This is a genomic window from Streptomyces sp. NPDC050617, from assembly GCF_040654795.1.
Classification (GTDB): domain Bacteria; phylum Actinomycetota; class Actinomycetes; order Streptomycetales; family Streptomycetaceae; genus Streptomyces.
In genome coordinates this window covers 256384-272049 of the sequence record NZ_JBFAIS010000007.1, presented here as the reverse complement: position 1 = coordinate 272049, position 15666 = coordinate 256384, and the positions used below count along the sequence as shown (strand labels likewise).

16 protein-coding genes and 1 other RNA gene are annotated in these 15666 nt (G+C 71.7%); 11 read left to right on the top strand and 6 right to left on the bottom strand.

The features are described 5' to 3' along the window. Positions 1-18: 18 nt before the first annotated feature. The 3 genes from smpB to AB0I49_RS12935 all read left to right on the top strand — a co-directional run bounded on the left by smpB (position 19) and on the right by AB0I49_RS12935 (position 2370). Positions 19-519: an SsrA-binding protein SmpB gene (smpB, locus tag AB0I49_RS12945; RefSeq protein WP_363226959.1), complete on the top strand. Its 501-nt coding sequence runs from the start codon at positions 19-21 to the stop codon at positions 517-519. Positions 520-650: 131 nt separating this feature from the next. Next, positions 651-1021, top strand: a transfer-messenger RNA (tmRNA) gene (ssrA, locus tag AB0I49_RS12940). Positions 1022-1152: 131 nt separating this feature from the next. Next, entirely contained in the window at positions 1153-2370 is a 1218-nt protein-coding gene (locus AB0I49_RS12935) for a hypothetical protein (RefSeq protein WP_363226958.1), read from the top strand. Positions 2371-2377: 7 nt separating this feature from the next. Here the strand turns inward: AB0I49_RS12935 and AB0I49_RS12930 are convergent, their stop codons facing one another. Beyond that, a complete protein-coding gene (locus AB0I49_RS12930; protein ID WP_363226957.1) occupies positions 2378-3262 on the bottom strand; it encodes a LysR family transcriptional regulator in 885 nt (294 codons plus the stop codon). 72 nt (positions 3263-3334) lie between these two features. On the opposite strand from AB0I49_RS12930, the gene AB0I49_RS12925 reads away from it, so the two are divergent. Next, positions 3335-3898: an N-acetyltransferase family protein gene (locus AB0I49_RS12925; RefSeq protein ID WP_363226956.1), complete on the top strand. Its 564-nt coding sequence runs from the start codon at positions 3335-3337 to the stop codon at positions 3896-3898. 138 nt (positions 3899-4036) lie between these two features. On the opposite strand, the gene AB0I49_RS12920 is transcribed toward AB0I49_RS12925, so the two are convergent. Further along, the gene (locus AB0I49_RS12920) at positions 4037-4726 is read right to left on the bottom strand and encodes an antibiotic biosynthesis monooxygenase (RefSeq protein ID WP_363226955.1); all 690 of its coding nucleotides are present in this window, start codon (positions 4724-4726) and stop codon (positions 4037-4039) included. Between the two features lie 66 nt (positions 4727-4792). Beyond that, positions 4793-5755 carry an aminoglycoside phosphotransferase family protein gene (locus AB0I49_RS12915; RefSeq protein WP_363226954.1) on the bottom strand — a complete coding sequence of 321 codons (963 nt, stop codon included), beginning with the start codon at positions 5753-5755 and terminating at the stop codon, positions 4793-4795. A gap of 273 nt (positions 5756-6028) precedes the next feature. Between AB0I49_RS12915 and AB0I49_RS12910 the strand changes: the two genes are divergently transcribed. Continuing rightward, positions 6029-6691: a hypothetical protein gene (locus tag AB0I49_RS12910; protein WP_363226952.1), complete on the top strand. Its 663-nt coding sequence runs from the start codon at positions 6029-6031 to the stop codon at positions 6689-6691. Between the two features lie 33 nt (positions 6692-6724). Here the strand turns inward: AB0I49_RS12910 and AB0I49_RS12905 are convergent, their stop codons facing one another. Next, positions 6725-7039: a DUF397 domain-containing protein gene (locus tag AB0I49_RS12905; protein WP_363226951.1), complete on the bottom strand. Its 315-nt coding sequence runs from the start codon at positions 7037-7039 to the stop codon at positions 6725-6727. Further along, positions 7036-7821, bottom strand: a complete 786-nt coding sequence (locus AB0I49_RS12900; RefSeq protein ID WP_363226950.1) for a helix-turn-helix transcriptional regulator — start codon at positions 7819-7821, stop codon at positions 7036-7038. The genes AB0I49_RS12905 and AB0I49_RS12900 overlap by 4 nt, the downstream gene beginning before the upstream one ends. Before the next feature lie 151 nt (positions 7822-7972). Here AB0I49_RS12900 and AB0I49_RS12895 point away from each other — a divergent pair, with 151 nt between their 5' ends. From AB0I49_RS12895 to AB0I49_RS12885, 3 genes are all read left to right on the top strand, one after another. Beyond that, positions 7973-8377, top strand: a complete 405-nt coding sequence (locus tag AB0I49_RS12895; protein ID WP_363226949.1) for an ATP-binding protein — start codon at positions 7973-7975, stop codon at positions 8375-8377. 74 nt (positions 8378-8451) lie between these two features. Beyond that, positions 8452-9606 (top strand): uroporphyrinogen-III synthase, encoded by a 1155-nt coding sequence (locus tag AB0I49_RS12890; RefSeq protein ID WP_363226948.1) that lies wholly within the window; start codon positions 8452-8454, stop codon positions 9604-9606. Between the two features lie 147 nt (positions 9607-9753). Further along, entirely contained in the window at positions 9754-10365 is a 612-nt protein-coding gene (locus tag AB0I49_RS12885) for a CGNR zinc finger domain-containing protein (protein ID WP_363226947.1), read from the top strand. A gap of 119 nt (positions 10366-10484) precedes the next feature. Here the strand turns inward: AB0I49_RS12885 and AB0I49_RS12880 are convergent, their stop codons facing one another. Beyond that, the gene (locus tag AB0I49_RS12880; RefSeq protein WP_363226946.1) at positions 10485-11579 is read right to left on the bottom strand and encodes a CHRD domain-containing protein; all 1095 of its coding nucleotides are present in this window, start codon (positions 11577-11579) and stop codon (positions 10485-10487) included. 316 nt (positions 11580-11895) lie between these two features. Between AB0I49_RS12880 and AB0I49_RS12875 the strand changes: the two genes are divergently transcribed. The 3 genes from AB0I49_RS12875 (at position 11896) to AB0I49_RS12865 (ending at position 15651) form a co-directional block, all read left to right on the top strand. Then, positions 11896-12417, top strand: a complete 522-nt coding sequence (locus tag AB0I49_RS12875; RefSeq protein WP_363226945.1) for a sigma-70 family RNA polymerase sigma factor — start codon at positions 11896-11898, stop codon at positions 12415-12417. Further along, complete coding sequence (locus AB0I49_RS12870) at positions 12414-13139, top strand: zf-HC2 domain-containing protein (RefSeq protein ID WP_363226944.1); 726 nt, start codon at positions 12414-12416, stop codon at positions 13137-13139. Before AB0I49_RS12875 ends, AB0I49_RS12870 begins: the two co-directional genes overlap by 4 nt. Positions 13140-13248: 109 nt before the next feature. Further along, entirely contained in the window at positions 13249-15651 is a 2403-nt protein-coding gene (locus tag AB0I49_RS12865) for a UvrD-helicase domain-containing protein (RefSeq protein WP_363226943.1), read from the top strand. Positions 15652-15666: the final 15 nt, after the last annotated feature.

Below are 15666 nucleotides of genomic sequence, written 5' to 3'. Positions count from 1 at the left end.
TGCGAGAATGGCGGCGTTATGGCTAAAGACAAGGCTAAAGACAAAGACAAGAGCGGCCGGAAACTCATCGCGCAGAACAAGAAGGCGCGGCACGACTACCTGATCCTGGATACGTACGAGTGCGGCCTGGTGCTGACCGGCACCGAGGTGAAGTCGCTCCGGCAGGGGCGCGCGTCGCTGGTCGACGGCTTCGGGCAGCTCGACGGCGGCGAGGCGTGGCTGCACAACGTGCACATCCCGGAGTACGCGCAGGGGACGTGGACGAACCACAGCGCGCGCCGCAAGCGCAAGCTGCTGCTGCACCGGGTCGAGATCGCGAAGCTGGAGCAGAAGACCCAGGAGACCGGGCACACGCTCGTACCGCTGGCCCTTTACTTCAAGGACGGCCGGGCCAAGGTCGAGATCGCGCTCGCCAAGGGCAAGAAGGAGTACGACAAGCGGCAGACGCTCCGCGAGAAGCAGGACCGACGCGAGGCGGACCGCGCCATCTCGGCGGCCCGCAGGCGGCAGCGGGCCTGACGGGCGGCGTCCGTCACGGCACCGCCCCGGCGGCCAGGAATACGCTGGCCCCCTCGTGCGTTGGTCACGTATGATGGCCGTGCATCCCAGGGGATACCCGAGGGATGTGCGGAAAATTGATAAATCAACATGGGGATGATCGGTTTCGACAGCGGTTGTCGAGGCAGGGGAAGCGAGCCGAGGAAGCGGCAATGATCTCGTTAACCATATGTCGCAAAAAATAATCGCCAACACCAAGCGCGATTCCTTCGCCCTCGCTGCCTAAGTAGCGACTTGCGAAGTGTCAGCCCGGGGATTGTTCCCGACCCGGATCCTGGCATCAGCTAGGGAACTAAACCACTAGGACCGGCCACGGGGCCTGGTGGGAAATCAAACAGTGGCTGAGCCCGTCGGAGACTTGTCCGTGTGATCTCCGGGGCCGAGAAAATCGCAGCGGACTGCGCTCGGAGAAGCCCTGTTTCCGCACCGTTGGACGCGGGTTCGATTCCCGCCATCTCCACTCATCCCATGTGAGGCCGAGGCCCCACTGCCCCAGCGGCGGTGGGGCCTTTGTCGTTGTTCGTCGGGAACCGGGGGGAGGTTCTCACCCTCTTCCTATAGGAGTGGGGTGACGCTGTGAGTCGGATGGATCGCATGGGTCAGACGAAGCGGGCGCGGGCGGCGGTGGCTGTGGTGTGCGCGGGGGTTCTGGGGTGGGGTGCTGCCGGCGGGGTCGCTGAGGCGCACGCGCCCTCCGGGCATGCCGAGTCGTCGCACCACTCCGTACACGTCGAGGTCAACGGGGCCTTCGAGGCGCGGCCGGGGGAGATCGTCGACATCGTCGTGACGGGGGTGGCCGGGCTTCCGGCGGGCGGGGGCGGTGCGGGGGTGCGTGCTGTCGTCGTCACCTCGCCGGTCTTTTCGCGTCCTGTGCGGCTCGCGCTCGCCGTCGAGGGCGGGCAGGCGCGGTACACCGCGCACGAGGCCGTGTCCCTGGCGGCGAAGGCCGGTCGGCACCCCGTGCGCGTCGAGGTGGACGGGCGGGTCGTGGGGCATGGGCGCGTACGGACGGTGGCGGCCAAGCGGCCCGAGTTCAGGGTCGTGGCGGACCGGACCGGCGCCCGGCCCGGCGAGCGGGTCGGGCTCTCCTTCGACGACCTGTATCCGGGCGAGCAGGGCACCTCCTTCACCGTGCGGTCGCGGGCGTTCCGCGCGCCGGTGCCGCTGCGGCACGACACGGGCGGGCTGGACTGGAACAACCCGCGCATGTTCACCGCCGCCCCGCAACTGCCGCCGGACGTGAAGGACGGGACGTACGAGGCCGAGCTGGTCGGGCCCGACGGGCGGCGTATCGCCGGGCGGCGGTTCGCGGTGCGCGCGGCCCGCCCCGGCGACAGCGACTACGTCGGCAAGGGGCACGGCCCCGCCTTCTTCGACCGGACCAGCCGGCCGGAGGCCGCCACCACCGGGCGGTTCCGGGTGGAGGCGGGCGGCATCGTCAAGGTCCTGTGGAGCGACGTGGACCCGGACGCGGGGGAGGAGGAGCGGCTGACCGCGACGTCGGCGGCGTTCGACGCGCCCGTACCGCTGCGGCGCGACGACAGCAAGGCCGCCGACGGCGACGACCCCCGCTTCTTCGGCCCCGCCCGCATCCGCGCCGACGTCTCGCCCGGCAGCTACCCCGTCACCGTCGTCAGCCACCACGGCCGCGTGAAGAAGACCGGGCACCTGCTCGTCACCGAGGCGGACGGCGTGGGCGACGGTCCGGGGAACGGGCTGCTGCTGACCGGCGCGGGCGCGGGGGCGGCGGCGCTGGCGGCCGTCGGGGGCGCGGTCGGTTTCCGGCGGCGGCAGCGGGCCCGTACGAACTGAGCCGGCCTCAGGGGTGGTTCGGGCTCCCCGCGGTCAACGCCGCGATCACTGCCGCGATGGCGGGTTCCGCGGCGCGGGCGCGGTGGTGGGCGAGCATGAGCTCGACGCGCCACTCGGGCATGTCGCGCACGTCGAGTTCGACCAGGGTGCGGGCGGCGAGGTCGCGTTCGACCGTGGCGCGGGTGAGGACGGCGACGGCCTGGCCGGAGCGCGCGAGGTCGGCCGCGGTCTCGGCGGAGCTGATGTCGTAGAGCTGATGCGCGCGGGTGGGGGCGTCCAGGAGCTGTTCGTGGAAGAGGTCCGCGCCGGTGCCCCACCGGTTCACGGCGAGGGGGTGGCCGCTCAGCCCGGCGATGTCGCAGGGGCCCGCCGCGAGCGGGTGGTCCGGGCGGCAGACCGCGACGACCGGTTCGCCGCGGAACGCGTGCAGCCGCACCTCGCGCGCGTGCGGCATCGGCAGCGTGACGGCGAGGTCCGTCGTGCCCGCGGCCACCCGTTGGAGCGCGCTCGGGCTGTGCTGGTCGTCGACCACCACGGCGTACCGCAGGGGACGCAGGGCGGCCACGACGAACGGCACGGCCAACTGCGCGTAACTGGCGTGAGCGGTCACGTGCAGAGTGCCCTGGGTGTCGTCCTCGCGGGCGATGTCCAGCGCCCGGTCCGCCAGTTCCAGGCACCGTTCGGCGTGCGGCAGCAGCCGCGCTCCCGCGGGCGTCAGCGAGACGCCCCGGCTCGACCGGTCGAGCAGCGGTTTCCCGACGAGCCGTTCCAGTCGGCGCAGGCGTTCGCTGACCGACGGCTGTGCGGCGCGCAGCTCGCGAGCCGCGGCGGACAGCGAGCCGGCGGAGGCGGCGGTGACGAAGACGCGCAGGTCCGCGAGTTCCAGGGCCATAGGCGCACCCTATGGCCAGCCGCTGCGAATCATGGGGTTCTGGATGATCGGCGGCGCTCATAGCGTGCCCGTATGCCAGACACCGACTGTCACGTCGACCGTGACATCAACCGTGACATCAACCGTGACATCGACATTCTCCCCGCTGCCGCGCGCGATCTTCCCGGCATCGTCGCCATCCAGAACCATACGGCCGCGACCTCGCACGCCCGCTTCGCCACCGGACCGCAGCCCATGGACGAACGCCGCGCCTGGTTCACGCAGTTCGCGGACACCGGCCCGTACCGGATGCTCGTCGCCCGCCGCGGCGAGGACGTCCTCGGCTACGCGTGCAGCCAGCGCTTCCGCGATCACGACGCCTTCCGGGAGACGGTCGAGGTGAGCGTCGGCCTCGGCGAGGGAAGGCAGGGGCAGGGGCTGGGAACGGCCCTGTACCGGGCGCTGTTCGGGCTGCTGGACGACGAGCCGGTGCACGTCGTCCTCGCCGGGATCGCCCTCCCGAACGACGCGTCGGCGGCCCTGCACCGCAAGTTCGGCTTCGAGGAGGTCGGGACCTTCCGCGAGTACGCCGTGAAGGACGGCCGGTACATCAGCTCGATGTGGATGCAGCGACTGCGCCCCGCCGCCGGGTCGTGAGGGCCTGAGGCCGTGAGGCCGTGAGGCCGCAGCTCGGGCCGGGGAGCCGACCCCCGTACGGCTCCCGTACGTCGCGCCCGTACCCCGCGCTCGTACGCAGGGACCGGCCCGAGCTGCGGCCCGGCGGCGGGCCGGGCGTCAGTGCACCGTGAGGACGCGGTGCGGGTAGTAGCGCTTGAAACCGCCGAAGTGGATGCCGGGCTCCTGGGTCAGGGTGTTCCGCCAGCGCTCCCCGGTCGCCGACGATTCGAGCCAGTCGATGTGCGACCGCACGTCCGTCCACTCGGCGAGATTGAGAATGCCGCGACCGTCCTCGGCCAGGTGGAAGTGGCCGGCCACCAGGCCGGGCGGCTCGTGCTCGGTGGTGTCGGCGATGGAGTCGATCCACTTCCGCCGCAGCCGCTCGCTGTCCGCCTCAAGGCGCACGGCGATCAGCACGCCGGCGGGGTGCGTACGGTCGACGACGAAGCTGCGGTAGTAGCGGTAGCGGGTGAGGCCGGGGCGCTCGATGCCCGGGAGCTGCGCGTCGATGCGTTCGATCATGACGGGCCGGTGCACCTTCACGTACGCGCGGTGGGCGTCGTTGCTGGTCCACTGGGCGTAGTGCAGGATGCTCGCCCCGTCCTCGGCGATGAAGTTGGAGAGGGACAGCAGTGCCTCGGGCAGCTCGTTGGCCTGCCACTGGTCGAGGACCGCGTCGGCGGCGGCGCGCGAGCGCTCGGGGGTACCGGTCAGCCACTCGCTGACCAGGGAGGTACCGGCGTCGGTCCGGGTGAAGTCGGGGAACGGACGCGGGGAGCCGGGCTCCGGGGTCTGTGAAGCAGTCATGCGCTCAGCATCGAACTTGAACCGAGGTTTAAGTCAAGCCCCCGCTCTCGCCCGCTGCCTCTACCTCTATGCCCTTTCCGGCACGGCCAGTTCGGTACGCGCACGCCACTGGGCGGCGAACGGCTCCAGCGTCGGCCCCATCTCCGGCAGCTCCGGTACGACCGCCAGCGCGCCCACGATCTGGAGCAGCCGCGCCCCCTCCATGACGTCCAGCAGGCCAAGGTCCACGCGTACGCCGCTCACCCGCTCGTACTCCGCGACCCCGCGGGGCCCGGCCGTCGTCAGGTCCCACTCCAAAGGCCCCCGCGTGACGTCCTCGAAGTCGCTGAACAGATGGCCCTCGGCGGTGCGCAGCACGTTGTAGAACGGCGCGTCGCCGTGCAGCGTCCGCATGCGGGCGGCGGGGAAATACGCGGGCAGGTCGCGTACGAGCGTCTCCAGCGCCGCGTACTCCCGCTCCGCCCGGTCCAGGTCGGGCACCGTGAGGAAGTCCGGCCGTTCCTCCCGCAGCCGGTCCAGCGCCGGAGCCAGCGAGGGCACCAGCGGGGACAGTACGGGCAGGTCGCCGGGGTAATCCGCCAGCAGGCCGTGCAACTCGGCCGTCCACCCCGTCTGTTCGGCGAAGCGGTCCTCAAGCCGCTGAGGATCGACGGCGGCCAGGTCGCCGAGTACGTCCACCTCGCTGACGAACTCCCAGAACGTCAGCGACATCCCCTCGATCTCCACCGGCTCGCGCGGAACCAGAGGGCTGGGCCGCACCACCGGAGCCCCGCGATCCGCGAGCCACCCCGCCACCGCCAGTTCGTCGCGCTGCTTCGCCGCCTGCTCCTCCACGGACGCCAGCGCCAGCGTCGGCACCCGCACCACCACCGGGTCCGGCGCGAGGTGGACGAGCACATTGAACACGTCGTGCAGCACGCGCGGCTCGTCCGCCCGCAGCCCGAGCCGCCGCCCGGCCGTGGTCGCGAGGCGCACGGCGAACCGCGCGCGCGTGCTGAGGGGCTTACCGGTCGGCTCCGCATCGGTCATGGACCCGATCCTGTCCGGCCGGGCTGCGCGCTGTCCAAGGAATCCGCCACGTTTCCACCCACCGTCGCGACGGGCCTACGCGCGGCGACGCCTTTTCGCGGAGCCCTCCTCGTATGCCTACGATCCAGAAGGCGTTGTCATGGTTCGTGCAACCGTTCGGCTTCCCGGTCGCGTCGTAGCCAGCCGACGGTCAATGACGGCCAATGACGGTCAATGACGGCCAACGCACCGAGCAGGTCCCCCCACAGCAGTAGCAGTAAGGAGCGGAATCACATGGCACGAGCAGAGTCCGGCAAGAGGACCATCGGCTGGGCCGCCGCAGCCACGTTGCTTGCGGCCACGCCGCTCCTGGCGGCGTGCTCGGGCGACTCGGACTCGTCCTCCGACGACGCGAAGCCCACCGCCAGCGGTAGTCAGTCGCCCTCGGCTCCTTCGTCGCCGCCCTCGGCCGGTGATTCGAACGGCTCCGGCACGCAGACGGGCGGCCGGCCCACCATGGCCGAAGCCGTCAGCACCTGGGTCGGCGCGGTCATCGAAAAGGACACGAAGAAGGCGTGCCTCGTCTCCGCCATTCCGGGCAAGGGCTCGGCCCCGGCCCAGGGTGCCACCCCCGAAAAGTGCGACGCCGCGACGCTGAAGAAACTGGCCGTCGGCCTCAACTCCATGAGCAAGGCATTCACCCCGCCGAATGCCTCCGGCAAGCCGACGGTGAAGGTCAACGCGCCCCAGCCCAAGAAGGACAAGGTGCTCGTGCCTTCAGCCCAGATCGTCGTCGACGGTAAGCCGCTTCGACAGATCATCCTGGACGCCTCGAAGGGCGTGAACCCAAAGAGCTTCTCGGCCAAGGTCGAGGCCGAGAAGCTCAACGGGAAGTGGTACGTAGGCGACTTCGACCTCAACGCCGGAACGGGTAACCACCACGCTCAGGGGCACTGACTGCCGAGAGTTCCGCCAGGTTGGTCAGTACGCTCAGGCCGGGCAGGCTGACCGCCTGGCGAACTCGGTGAACGCCGCCCAGGCATCGGGGGAGAGGACGAGTTGCGGGCCGTCGGGCACTTTGGAGTCACGGACGTGGACGGCGGCGCGGCACGGGGCGACTTCTACACACGCTCCGCCCTGGTCGGTGCTATAGCTGGACTTGTTCCAGTCGTAGCCGACTTCTACACACGCACCGCCTTCATCGGTGCTGTAGCTGGACTTGCGCCAGGTGTAGGCCACTTCGAGGCAGGCACCGCCTTCGCTGCCGCTGTAGCTGGACTTGAACCATGCGAGATCGTTGGTCATGTTTCTCCTAGCAAGCGGCCCAACAGGCCCTTGGTCTCCTCAGTGTTGTATGCCTGTGTGCGCAGCATTCCATACTTCTGAGCGAGGATGCTGACCTCGTCAGGGTCGGTAATCAGCTGGCTGCCACGGTGTGTCTCGGTGTAGCCGAGGTGCTGATGCTCCGGCGTTTCCAGCAGGATGAAGGTGCCGTCGAGTGAAGCGTGACTTTCCCGCCCGAATGGCATCACCTGAATCGAAACGCCTGGGAGATCTGCACACGACTGCAGGTGCTCAAGTTGTTTCCGCATGACATCTCGACCACCCAGGCGGTCCATCAGGACAGCCTGGGAGATCACGAAGCTTGCGGTCACGGGCTGCTTGCGATGCAGGACTGTCTGACGCGCCAGGCGTGCGGCAACGCGCAGTTCGAGCTCTTCCTCGTCGAGTTGCGGCACGCTGCTTTGGAAGGTGGCACAGGCGTAGTCCTCGGTCTGGAGCAGTCCAGGGAGTACCTGGTTCTCGTACCACGACAGAGCGATCGCTTCCCGCTCGTGCTCAACGAACTCCTGTACCCAAACAGGGAACTTGTCCCTCTCCGGCATGTTCTCCACCGCCACCCACAGCGCCCCGCCCGTGTTGAGCAGCTCGTCCAGCCTCTGTGCGATGTCCGGCAGCAGGGGGCGGCGCCCCTGTTCGATCGATGCGATGGTTTCCTCGGATACGCGCAGCAGGTCGGCCAGCGCGGCCTGCGTGTACCCCGCGTTGCAGCGGAACAGCGCGACTTGTGCTCCGACAAGTCGCATGACGGTGCAATGCTTCTTCGGCTTCCTGCGTGGCGGCATGACGACCAACTCCCCGTCCGGGGTAGTAGTTGAGCGGAAGTGGGCCCGTACCTCGCATCCGTACGGGATGACGCACTGTCCTACTCTAATTACTCACTGCCACTTTTTTCGCATGAACGAAAACATCCAACCTTCTGTCCAGCGGGAGCGGTTCTACCGCCGTGAGCGGCGGTCGGTGCCGCTGGCGAGGGGGTTCGTGCGGCAGACGCTCACGGACTGGGGGGTGCGGGGGCGGGACGAGGAATTGTTGCTGTGCGTGAGCGAGATGGCCACGAATGCGCTGCTGCACGGAGTGCCGCCGGGGCGCGGGTTCCGGGTGGTGCTGCGGTTGTCGTCCGGCGGGGTGCTGCGGTTGGAGGTCCATGACAGCGGCGGGGGCTTCCCCCGCGTCCGTATGGACTCGTGGTCGGCCTCGGAGGGCGGGCGCGGACTGTTTCTGGTCGAGGCGCTTTCCGACAAGTGGGGCGTCGGGGAGCGTATTCCGGGCAAGGTGGTGTGGTGCGAGTTCGCGCTGTGAGCGGCGCGATTCTTCCCCCGGCCGTCGTTGACGGTAGAGATAGGGGGAGGAACCCGGACTAGGGGAGCAGGGCTATGGAAGAAGCCGAGCGTCAGCGACCCGGGGGGCGGGAGGGGGAGCCGCTCGACGGGTTTACGGTCGCGGTGACCGCCGCGCGGCGGGCCGAGGAGCTGATCACGCTGTTGCGGCGGCGCGGGGCGGAGGTCGTGCACGCGCCCGCGATGCGTACCGTGCCGCTCGCGGACGACATCGAACTGCGTCATGCCACGAGGAAGTTGGTGGATGAGGGCTTCGATGTCGCGGTGGCCACGACGGCCATCGGGTTCCGGGGCTGGCTGGAGGCGGCCGAGGAGTGGGGGCTGGGCGAAGGGCTGCTGGAGCGGCTGGCCGGGTCCGAGCTGCTGGCGCGCGGGCCCAAGGTGTGCGGGGCGGTCCGGGGGGCCGGGCTGCGGGAGGACTTCTCTCCCGAGTCGGAGTCGATGGACGGCGTGCGCGAGCGGCTGCTGAAGGACGGGGTGGCGGGGCGGCGGGTGGCCGTGCAGTTGCACGGTGCGCCGTTGCCCGACTTCACCGAGGCGCTGCGGGCGGCGGGCGCGGAGGTGGTCGTGGTGCCGGTGTACCGCTGGCTGCCGCCGGAGGACACCGGGCCGGTGGACCGGCTGCTGGACGCGGTGCTCGCCCGCACCGTGGACGCCGTTACCTTCACCAGCGCGCCCGCCGTGGCCGGGCTGTTCGACCGGGCCGAGTGGCGGGGCGACGGGGAGGAGTTGCTGGCCGCGCTCCGTTCCGAGGTGCTGGTGGCGTGTGTGGGGCCGGTCACCGCGCAGCCGCTGGCCGAGCGCGGGGTCCCGGCGGTGCATCCCGAGCGGTTCCGGCTGGCTCCGCTCGTACAGCTCGTATGCGATGAACTTCCGCGCAGGGCGGAGGAGTTGGGCGTCGCCGGGCACCGGCTCGCCGTGCTCGGGCGGGCCGCGCTCGTGGACGGGGAGGCGCGCCCGCTGCCGCCGGCGGGGATGACGCTGCTGCGGGCGCTGGCGAAACGGCCCGGCTGGGTGGTGCCGCGCGAGGATCTGCTCTCCGCGATGCCGGGCGGGGGGCACCACGTCATCGACGGGCACGCCATCGAGGCGGCGGTCGCCCGGCTGCGCGCCTCCCTGGGCGCGCCGGACCTGATCGAGACCGTCGTCCAGCGCGGGTACCGGCTGGCGGTGGAGGAGGAGCGCGTGTAGCCCACGGGCGCCCGGTGTGGTCGCCCGGCGCACCGTCCCGCCGGGCGACGGCCGAGGTCCGCCGCGTGGGCGGGGGTACCGGCCGCACGCGTGGCGGGGCACTCTGGGGTGGTGCATCCCCCCCCACTCCGAAAGGGTGACAGGAACATGGCGGCGGCTACGGCCTCCTACGACCTGCGCTTCGACTCCGGGCGACTGTGCCTGGACCTCGTGGCCACGGTCGGCGGGCGGCTCAGTGAGGAGCCGGTCGAACGGCTCGACACCCCCGAACGATTGCGCGCGTGGCTCGCCGGGTCCGGTCTGGTGCCCGGCGGTACGGGACTGGAGACGGTGGACACCGGCTGGCTGGGGCGGTTCCACGCGGCCAGAGCGCTTCTGCACCGCGTCGTGCACGCCGAGGTCGTCGCCGACGCCGGCGCCGCCGCCGACCCGGATCTGGAACGGCTCAACGGGCTCGCCTCCACCGCGCCCCCGGTCGTACGGGTCGTGCGGGCCCCGGACGGCACCCTGGTCCGTACGGGCGTCGGGACGCCCGACTGCGGCGCGCTGCTCGCCCGGATAGCGCGGGACGCGGTGGACCTGCTCACCGACCCGGTGGCGCGCGGGCAACTGCGGCAGTGCGAAGGGGAGACCTGCTCGCTCGTCTACCTCGACACTTCGCGCGGGCGTCGGCGGCGCTGGTGCTCCAGCGAGGTCTGCGGCAACCGCGAGCGCGTGGCCCGGCACCGGCGGCGGGCGGTGGCCTCGCAGGCGTCCTGACGGGAGGGGCGCGGGAGCCCCGGCGCGGGGGTGCGCGGACGTGGCGCAGCCCCCGGTCGGGGGGCCGGGGGCTGCGCGGGAGAGGGTCCCGGAAGGGACCGGCTTTTCGGGGCGGCGGGCTACTTGCCCACGAACAGGTAGTCCGCCTCGTACGGCACCGCGATCGTCGGCTGTCGCGCCGGGTCGCACGCGCCGGTCGGGGCCGCGCCGCCGACGGTGTTCAGGCGCAGGATCTCGGCGGTGTCCGCCAGCAGGCCGTCCGTCCGCGAGGCGCTCGCCCGTGTGTCGGCGGGCCGGGTGGCACTCGCCCGTGAGTCGTCGGGCCGGGTGGTGGCGGACCTCGTGGCGCGCAGGTCGAGTTCGGGGATGTTCCCGGTGCCGTTCGGGGTCTTCGAGACGACTTCGCCGGTCACGGCGGAGCCATCGGGGGCGACCCACCGCGGGGGCCCGGCCGGGCGGGTGAAGGAGTGGGCGATGCCGCCGCCGAGCCGTGCGCGCACGTCGTTCTGGGTGAAGGCGTAGCCGCCGCCGGGCCGCCTGGTGCACGCGTAGATCTGGCTGCCGCGCGTGACGGACGCCTGGAAGCTGTTCCTGGCGGTGGCGGCAGCGTCCATGGTCAGCGACCGGCTCAGCTTGTGGACCTGGCCGCGTACCGCGCCGCCGGGAAATTCACCGGTATGGACGTTGAAATAGAAACCATTCGGATGGGATGCGAGATCCTTCAGAAGCTGCCGGTCCTTCACGGTGACTGTGCCGCTGACCGTGCCGCTGACCGACGTCCGCCCATCGGCGGGCTTCTTCTCCCTCAGCAGCGGGATTTTCACGTCCCCGTCAGCCCCCTTTCCGCCCTGGTGGACATGGGCGGCGGTGGGCGCCGCGATGCCGCGGTACTTGAGGGCGAACGACACCTTGTCGCCCTGGACTCGCAGGAACGCGATGGCCTTGCCGTCCTTGTCGCCGACTGCCGGGCCGCCGGACGCGGGGACCTCGTTCCGCCCGTTCAAGCTGCCCGCGTAGTACGCCGATCCGCTGCTGCCCGTACCACTGCCCGTACCGTCGGTGTTGCCGTCCGTACCGGCTGTGGCCTGGGACGACGCCCTGTCCCGCGCGCCGCCCGCACCATCGGTGCCGCCGGACCGCGCCGCGAACGTCACGCCCGCCGCCGTCACGGCGACGACCGCCGCGGTGCCCGCTACGACGGTGAACCGGTTCATGGCGACCTCCCCCCTGGCCGGGCCGCCGCCCCCTGCGGCGGCTGCTCGGGCTGTCGTACGGGTTCGGACCGCCGGCCCGTTCAACCGCGAATTGAGGGCTGAATCACAGCGGTTCGGCTGAACGCGGCCGCATTCCCGCGCGTATGCGGAATGCCTTTCATGATTTTTCACCGGGCGCTGAGTCGGCGGCCCGCCGCGCCCGTATTCACGGACGACGGCGGCGCCGGACACGGCCAACGGCCAGGCGCGCGACCGGAGTCCAGGAATTTCGACTCGCGCTATCGACCCGGGGGAAGGCGTGCGCAAAGATGCCGTCGTGGCCGACAGGACGTCTCCCGACGAGGAGCTCATGCGGGCGCTCTACGAAGAGCACTCCGGGCCGCTCCTCGCCTTCGTCATCCGCCTGGTGGCGGGCGACCGCCAGCGCGCGGAGGACGTCGTCCAGGAGACGCTGCTGCGGGCCTGGCGCAACGCCGACCAACTGCGGCGCGCCACGGGCTCCGCGCGGCCCTGGCTGGTGACCGTCGCGCGGCGCATCGTCATCGACGGGCACCGCAGCCGCCAGGCCCGCCCGCAGGAAGTGGACCCCGCACCGCTGGAACTGGTCCCGGCCGCCGACGAGATCGACCGGGCCCTACGACTGATGACCATCTCCGACGCGCTGGGCGACCTCACGGACGCCCACCGAGAGGCCCTCATAGAGACCTATTTCAAAGGACGTACGGTGAACGAGGCCGCTGAAGAGCTGGGCGTACCGGCCGGGACGATCAGATCCCGCGTCTTCTACGCGCTGCGCTCGATGAAGCTCTCGCTCGAAGAACGAGGGGTGACGGCATGACCCAGCCGGCGCAGCACACCGATGTGGCCGCCTACGCGCTGGGCGTCCTCGACGAGGCGGACGCGACCCGCTTCGAGGAGCATCTGGCCGACTGCCCGCGGTGCGCGGCCGGGCTCGAGGACCTCATGGGGCTCTCGCCGCTCCTCGCCGACCTCAAGGAGTCCACGCCCGACCCCGAGGTGCTCACCGCCCGGCCGGGGCCGCAGGTCCTCGACACCCTGCTCGGCGAGGTCACCGCCGCCCGGCGCGCCGGGCGCACCCGGCGGCTGTGGCTCGTCGCCGCGGCCGTCGCCCTGATCGTCTCCGGGCCGCTGGTCGGCCTCGCCCTCGACCAGCAGGACGCCGGGGGCCACTCCTCGGTCAGCGCGGCCCGGCAGATGTACGACGACGGCGAGAAGGTCTCCGCCGTCGACCCGGTGACCAAGGTCGACGCCAGCGTCTCGCTCCAGTCCAAGCCCTGGGGCACCCATGTGGCGCTCAAACTGGGCAACGTCAAGGGGCCGCAGAAATGCGACCTGATCGCCGTCGGCAAGGACGGCGAGGAGGAGACCGTCACCACGTGGTCCGTCCCGGAGGGGGGCTACGGCGTGCCGGGCGGCACGGGCACATGGAACAAGGAGCCGCTCTACACCCACGGCGGGGCCGCCATGAGCCGCGACGAGATCGCCCGCTTCGACGTCCGCACGCTCGACGGAAAACGCCTCGCTTCCGTCAAGGTCTGAACACCGCTCGCTTCATCCGCAGAAAGCACCCATGTCCTGACAGGTGCGCTCACCACCCCTGTTCGCGTACGCTCGACGGCTGCCCTAGGCACAGCAGAAGGGGGCTTGGGTGGCCGCGCAGAACGCCGCGCACGCGCAGACAGCGACGGAGCGGGACGGAGTCCGGGACCGCGAGATCGGTGTCGAGCAACAGCATCTGGACCGGGTGTACCGACGCCTTGAGGAGAAGATCCACGAGGCCGAGTTCCTGATGGACGACGCCGCCAAGCGCGGCCAGGTCGGCACGCCCGGCGCGCTCGCCGAACGGGACGCGCAGGTGTTCCGCGCCGGGGTCCACCTCAATCGGCTCAACAGCGAGTTCGAGGATTTCCTCTTCGGCCGCATCGACCTGCTCCTCGGCGAGGACGGCAAGAAGGGCCCCGACGGGGCGTACACCTCCGTGGAGCCCGCCGCCGACGCCGTGCGCGACAACACGGCGGAGATCGCCGAGACGCTGCACATCGGCCGGATCGGCGTGCTCGACGCGGACTACGCCCCGCTCGTCATCGACTGGCGCGCGCCCGCCGCCGCGCCCTTCTACCGCTCGACGCCGGTCGCGCCCGGCCGGGTCGTACGGCGTCGCGTCATCCGCTCCAAGGGGCGCCGGGTCCTCGGCGTCGAGGACGACCTGCTGCGCCCCGAGCTGACCGCGACGCTGAACGGGACCGACCTCCCAGTGGTCGGCGACGGCGCGCTGATGGCCGCGCTCGGACAGGCCCGCAGCCACACCATGCGCGACATCGTCGCGTCCATCCAGGCCGAGCAGGACATGGTGATCCGGGCGCCCGCGGCCTCCGTCACCGAGGTCGAGGGCGGGCCGGGCACCGGCAAGACCGCCGTGGCCCTGCACCGCGCCGCGTACCTCCTCTACCAGGACCGGCGGCGGTACGCGGGCGGCATCCTCGTCGTCTCGCCGACGCCGCTCCTGGTCGCCTACACCGAGGGCGTGCTGCCGTCGCTCGGGGAGGAGGGGCAGGTCGCGATCCGGGCGGTGGGTTCGCTCGTGGAGGGGGCGGAGGCCGGTACGTACGACACGCCGGCGGTCGCCCGTATCAAGGGCTCCTCCCGGATGCTCAAGGTGCTGCGCAAGGCGGCGCGGGGGGCGCTGGACCTGCCGCGGGCGGGGGCCGCCGCCCCCGCCGCCTCCCCGAACGGGCAACTGTCGCTCATGGACCTGGGGGGCGAGGCGGACGGGGCCGCTCCTGCCGGGCCGCCCGAGCGGCTGCGGGTGGTCGCGTTCGGCGCGCGCGTCGAACTGGACGCGGACGAGCTGCGCCGCATCCGCGCGAGCGTCCTCGGCGGCACCGCGCCGCTGAACCTGATGCGCCCGCGCGCCCGCCGGCTGCTGCTCGACGCGCTGTGGACCAAGACCGGCGGCCCGCGGCGCTACTCGGACCCGGAACTGGCGGCGGAGGCGCGCGAGGCGTTCGACGAGGACATCGGCTCCGAGGACGACTTCACCGGCTTCCTCGCCGCCTGGTGGCCGGAGCTGACACCACGTCAGGTGCTGGCGGCCATGGCCGACGAGCGGCAGCTCGGCCGCTTCGCGCGGCGGGTGCTCAACCCGCGCGAGGTCCGCGCCCTGGCCCGCTCGCTGCGGCGGCTGGACGCGGCCGGGCAGGGCCCGCTGTCCGTGCACGACGTGGCGCTCCTCGACGAGCTGCACACCCTGCTCGGCGCCCCGGCCCGGCCCAGACGCCCGCGCGAACTGGACCCGCTGGACCAGCTCACCGGCCTGGAGGAGCTGATGCCCGAGCGGGCCGAAACGCGCCGCGAACGGGCGGAGCGGCTGGCCGAGGAGCGTACGGACTACGCGCACGTCATCGTCGACGAGGCGCAGGACCTCACGCCCATGCAGTGGCGGATGGTCGGCCGCCGCGGCCGGCACGCCACCTGGACGATCGTCGGCGACGCGGCGCAGTCCTCCTGGTCCGACCCGGACGAGGCCGCCGCCGCACGGGACGAGGCGCTCGGCAGCCGGCCGCGCCGCCGCTTCCGGCTGACCGTCAACTACCGCAACCCGGCGGAGATCGCGGAGCTGGCGGCGCGCGTCCTGGCGCTGGCGATGCCCGGCATGGAGTCCCCCTCCGCGGTCCGCTCCACGGGCGTCGAGCCGCGGTTCGCGGTGGCGGAGGGCGACCTGGGCGAGGCCGTGCGCGAGGAGGCGCGGCGGCTGCTGGCGGACGTGGACGGCACGGTGGGCGTGGTCGTGGCGATGGACCGCCGCGACCAGGCGCGGCGCTGGCTCAAGGGGCTCGGCGACCGGGTGGTGCCGCTGGGCAGCCTGGAGGCGAAGGGGCTGGAGTACGACGCGACGGTCGTGGTCTCGCCCGCCGAGATCGCGGACGAGTCGCCGGCCGGGCTGCGGGTGCTGTACGTGGCGCTGACCCGCGCCACGCAGCGGCTCACGGTGCTGTCGGGGGAGCGGGACGAGCCGGACGGGGCGGGGGTGCCGGACCTGCTGCGGGACTGACGGGGCATCGGCACG

Coding starts and splice junctions, on each gene's coding strand:
- smpB (WP_363226959.1), top strand. CDS start 19: ATGGCTAAAGACAAGGCTAAAGACAAAGACAAGAGCGGCCGGAAACTC.
- AB0I49_RS12935 (WP_363226958.1), top strand. CDS start 1,153: ATGGGTCAGACGAAGCGGGCGCGGGCGGCGGTGGCTGTGGTGTGCGCG.
- AB0I49_RS12930 (WP_363226957.1), bottom strand. CDS start 3,262: ATGGCCCTGGAACTCGCGGACCTGCGCGTCTTCGTCACCGCCGCCTCC.
- AB0I49_RS12925 (WP_363226956.1), top strand. CDS start 3,335: ATGCCAGACACCGACTGTCACGTCGACCGTGACATCAACCGTGACATC.
- AB0I49_RS12920 (WP_363226955.1), bottom strand. CDS start 4,726: ATGACTGCTTCACAGACCCCGGAGCCCGGCTCCCCGCGTCCGTTCCCC.
- AB0I49_RS12915 (WP_363226954.1), bottom strand. CDS start 5,755: ATGACCGATGCGGAGCCGACCGGTAAGCCCCTCAGCACGCGCGCGCGG.
- AB0I49_RS12910 (WP_363226952.1), top strand. CDS start 6,029: ATGGCACGAGCAGAGTCCGGCAAGAGGACCATCGGCTGGGCCGCCGCA.
- AB0I49_RS12905 (WP_363226951.1), bottom strand. CDS start 7,039: ATGACCAACGATCTCGCATGGTTCAAGTCCAGCTACAGCGGCAGCGAA.
- AB0I49_RS12900 (WP_363226950.1), bottom strand. CDS start 7,821: ATGCGACTTGTCGGAGCACAAGTCGCGCTGTTCCGCTGCAACGCGGGG.
- AB0I49_RS12895 (WP_363226949.1), top strand. CDS start 7,973: ATGAACGAAAACATCCAACCTTCTGTCCAGCGGGAGCGGTTCTACCGC.
- AB0I49_RS12890 (WP_363226948.1), top strand. CDS start 8,452: ATGGAAGAAGCCGAGCGTCAGCGACCCGGGGGGCGGGAGGGGGAGCCG.
- AB0I49_RS12885 (WP_363226947.1), top strand. CDS start 9,754: ATGGCGGCGGCTACGGCCTCCTACGACCTGCGCTTCGACTCCGGGCGA.
- AB0I49_RS12880 (WP_363226946.1), bottom strand. CDS start 11,579: ATGAACCGGTTCACCGTCGTAGCGGGCACCGCGGCGGTCGTCGCCGTG.
- AB0I49_RS12870 (WP_363226944.1), top strand. CDS start 12,414: ATGACCCAGCCGGCGCAGCACACCGATGTGGCCGCCTACGCGCTGGGC.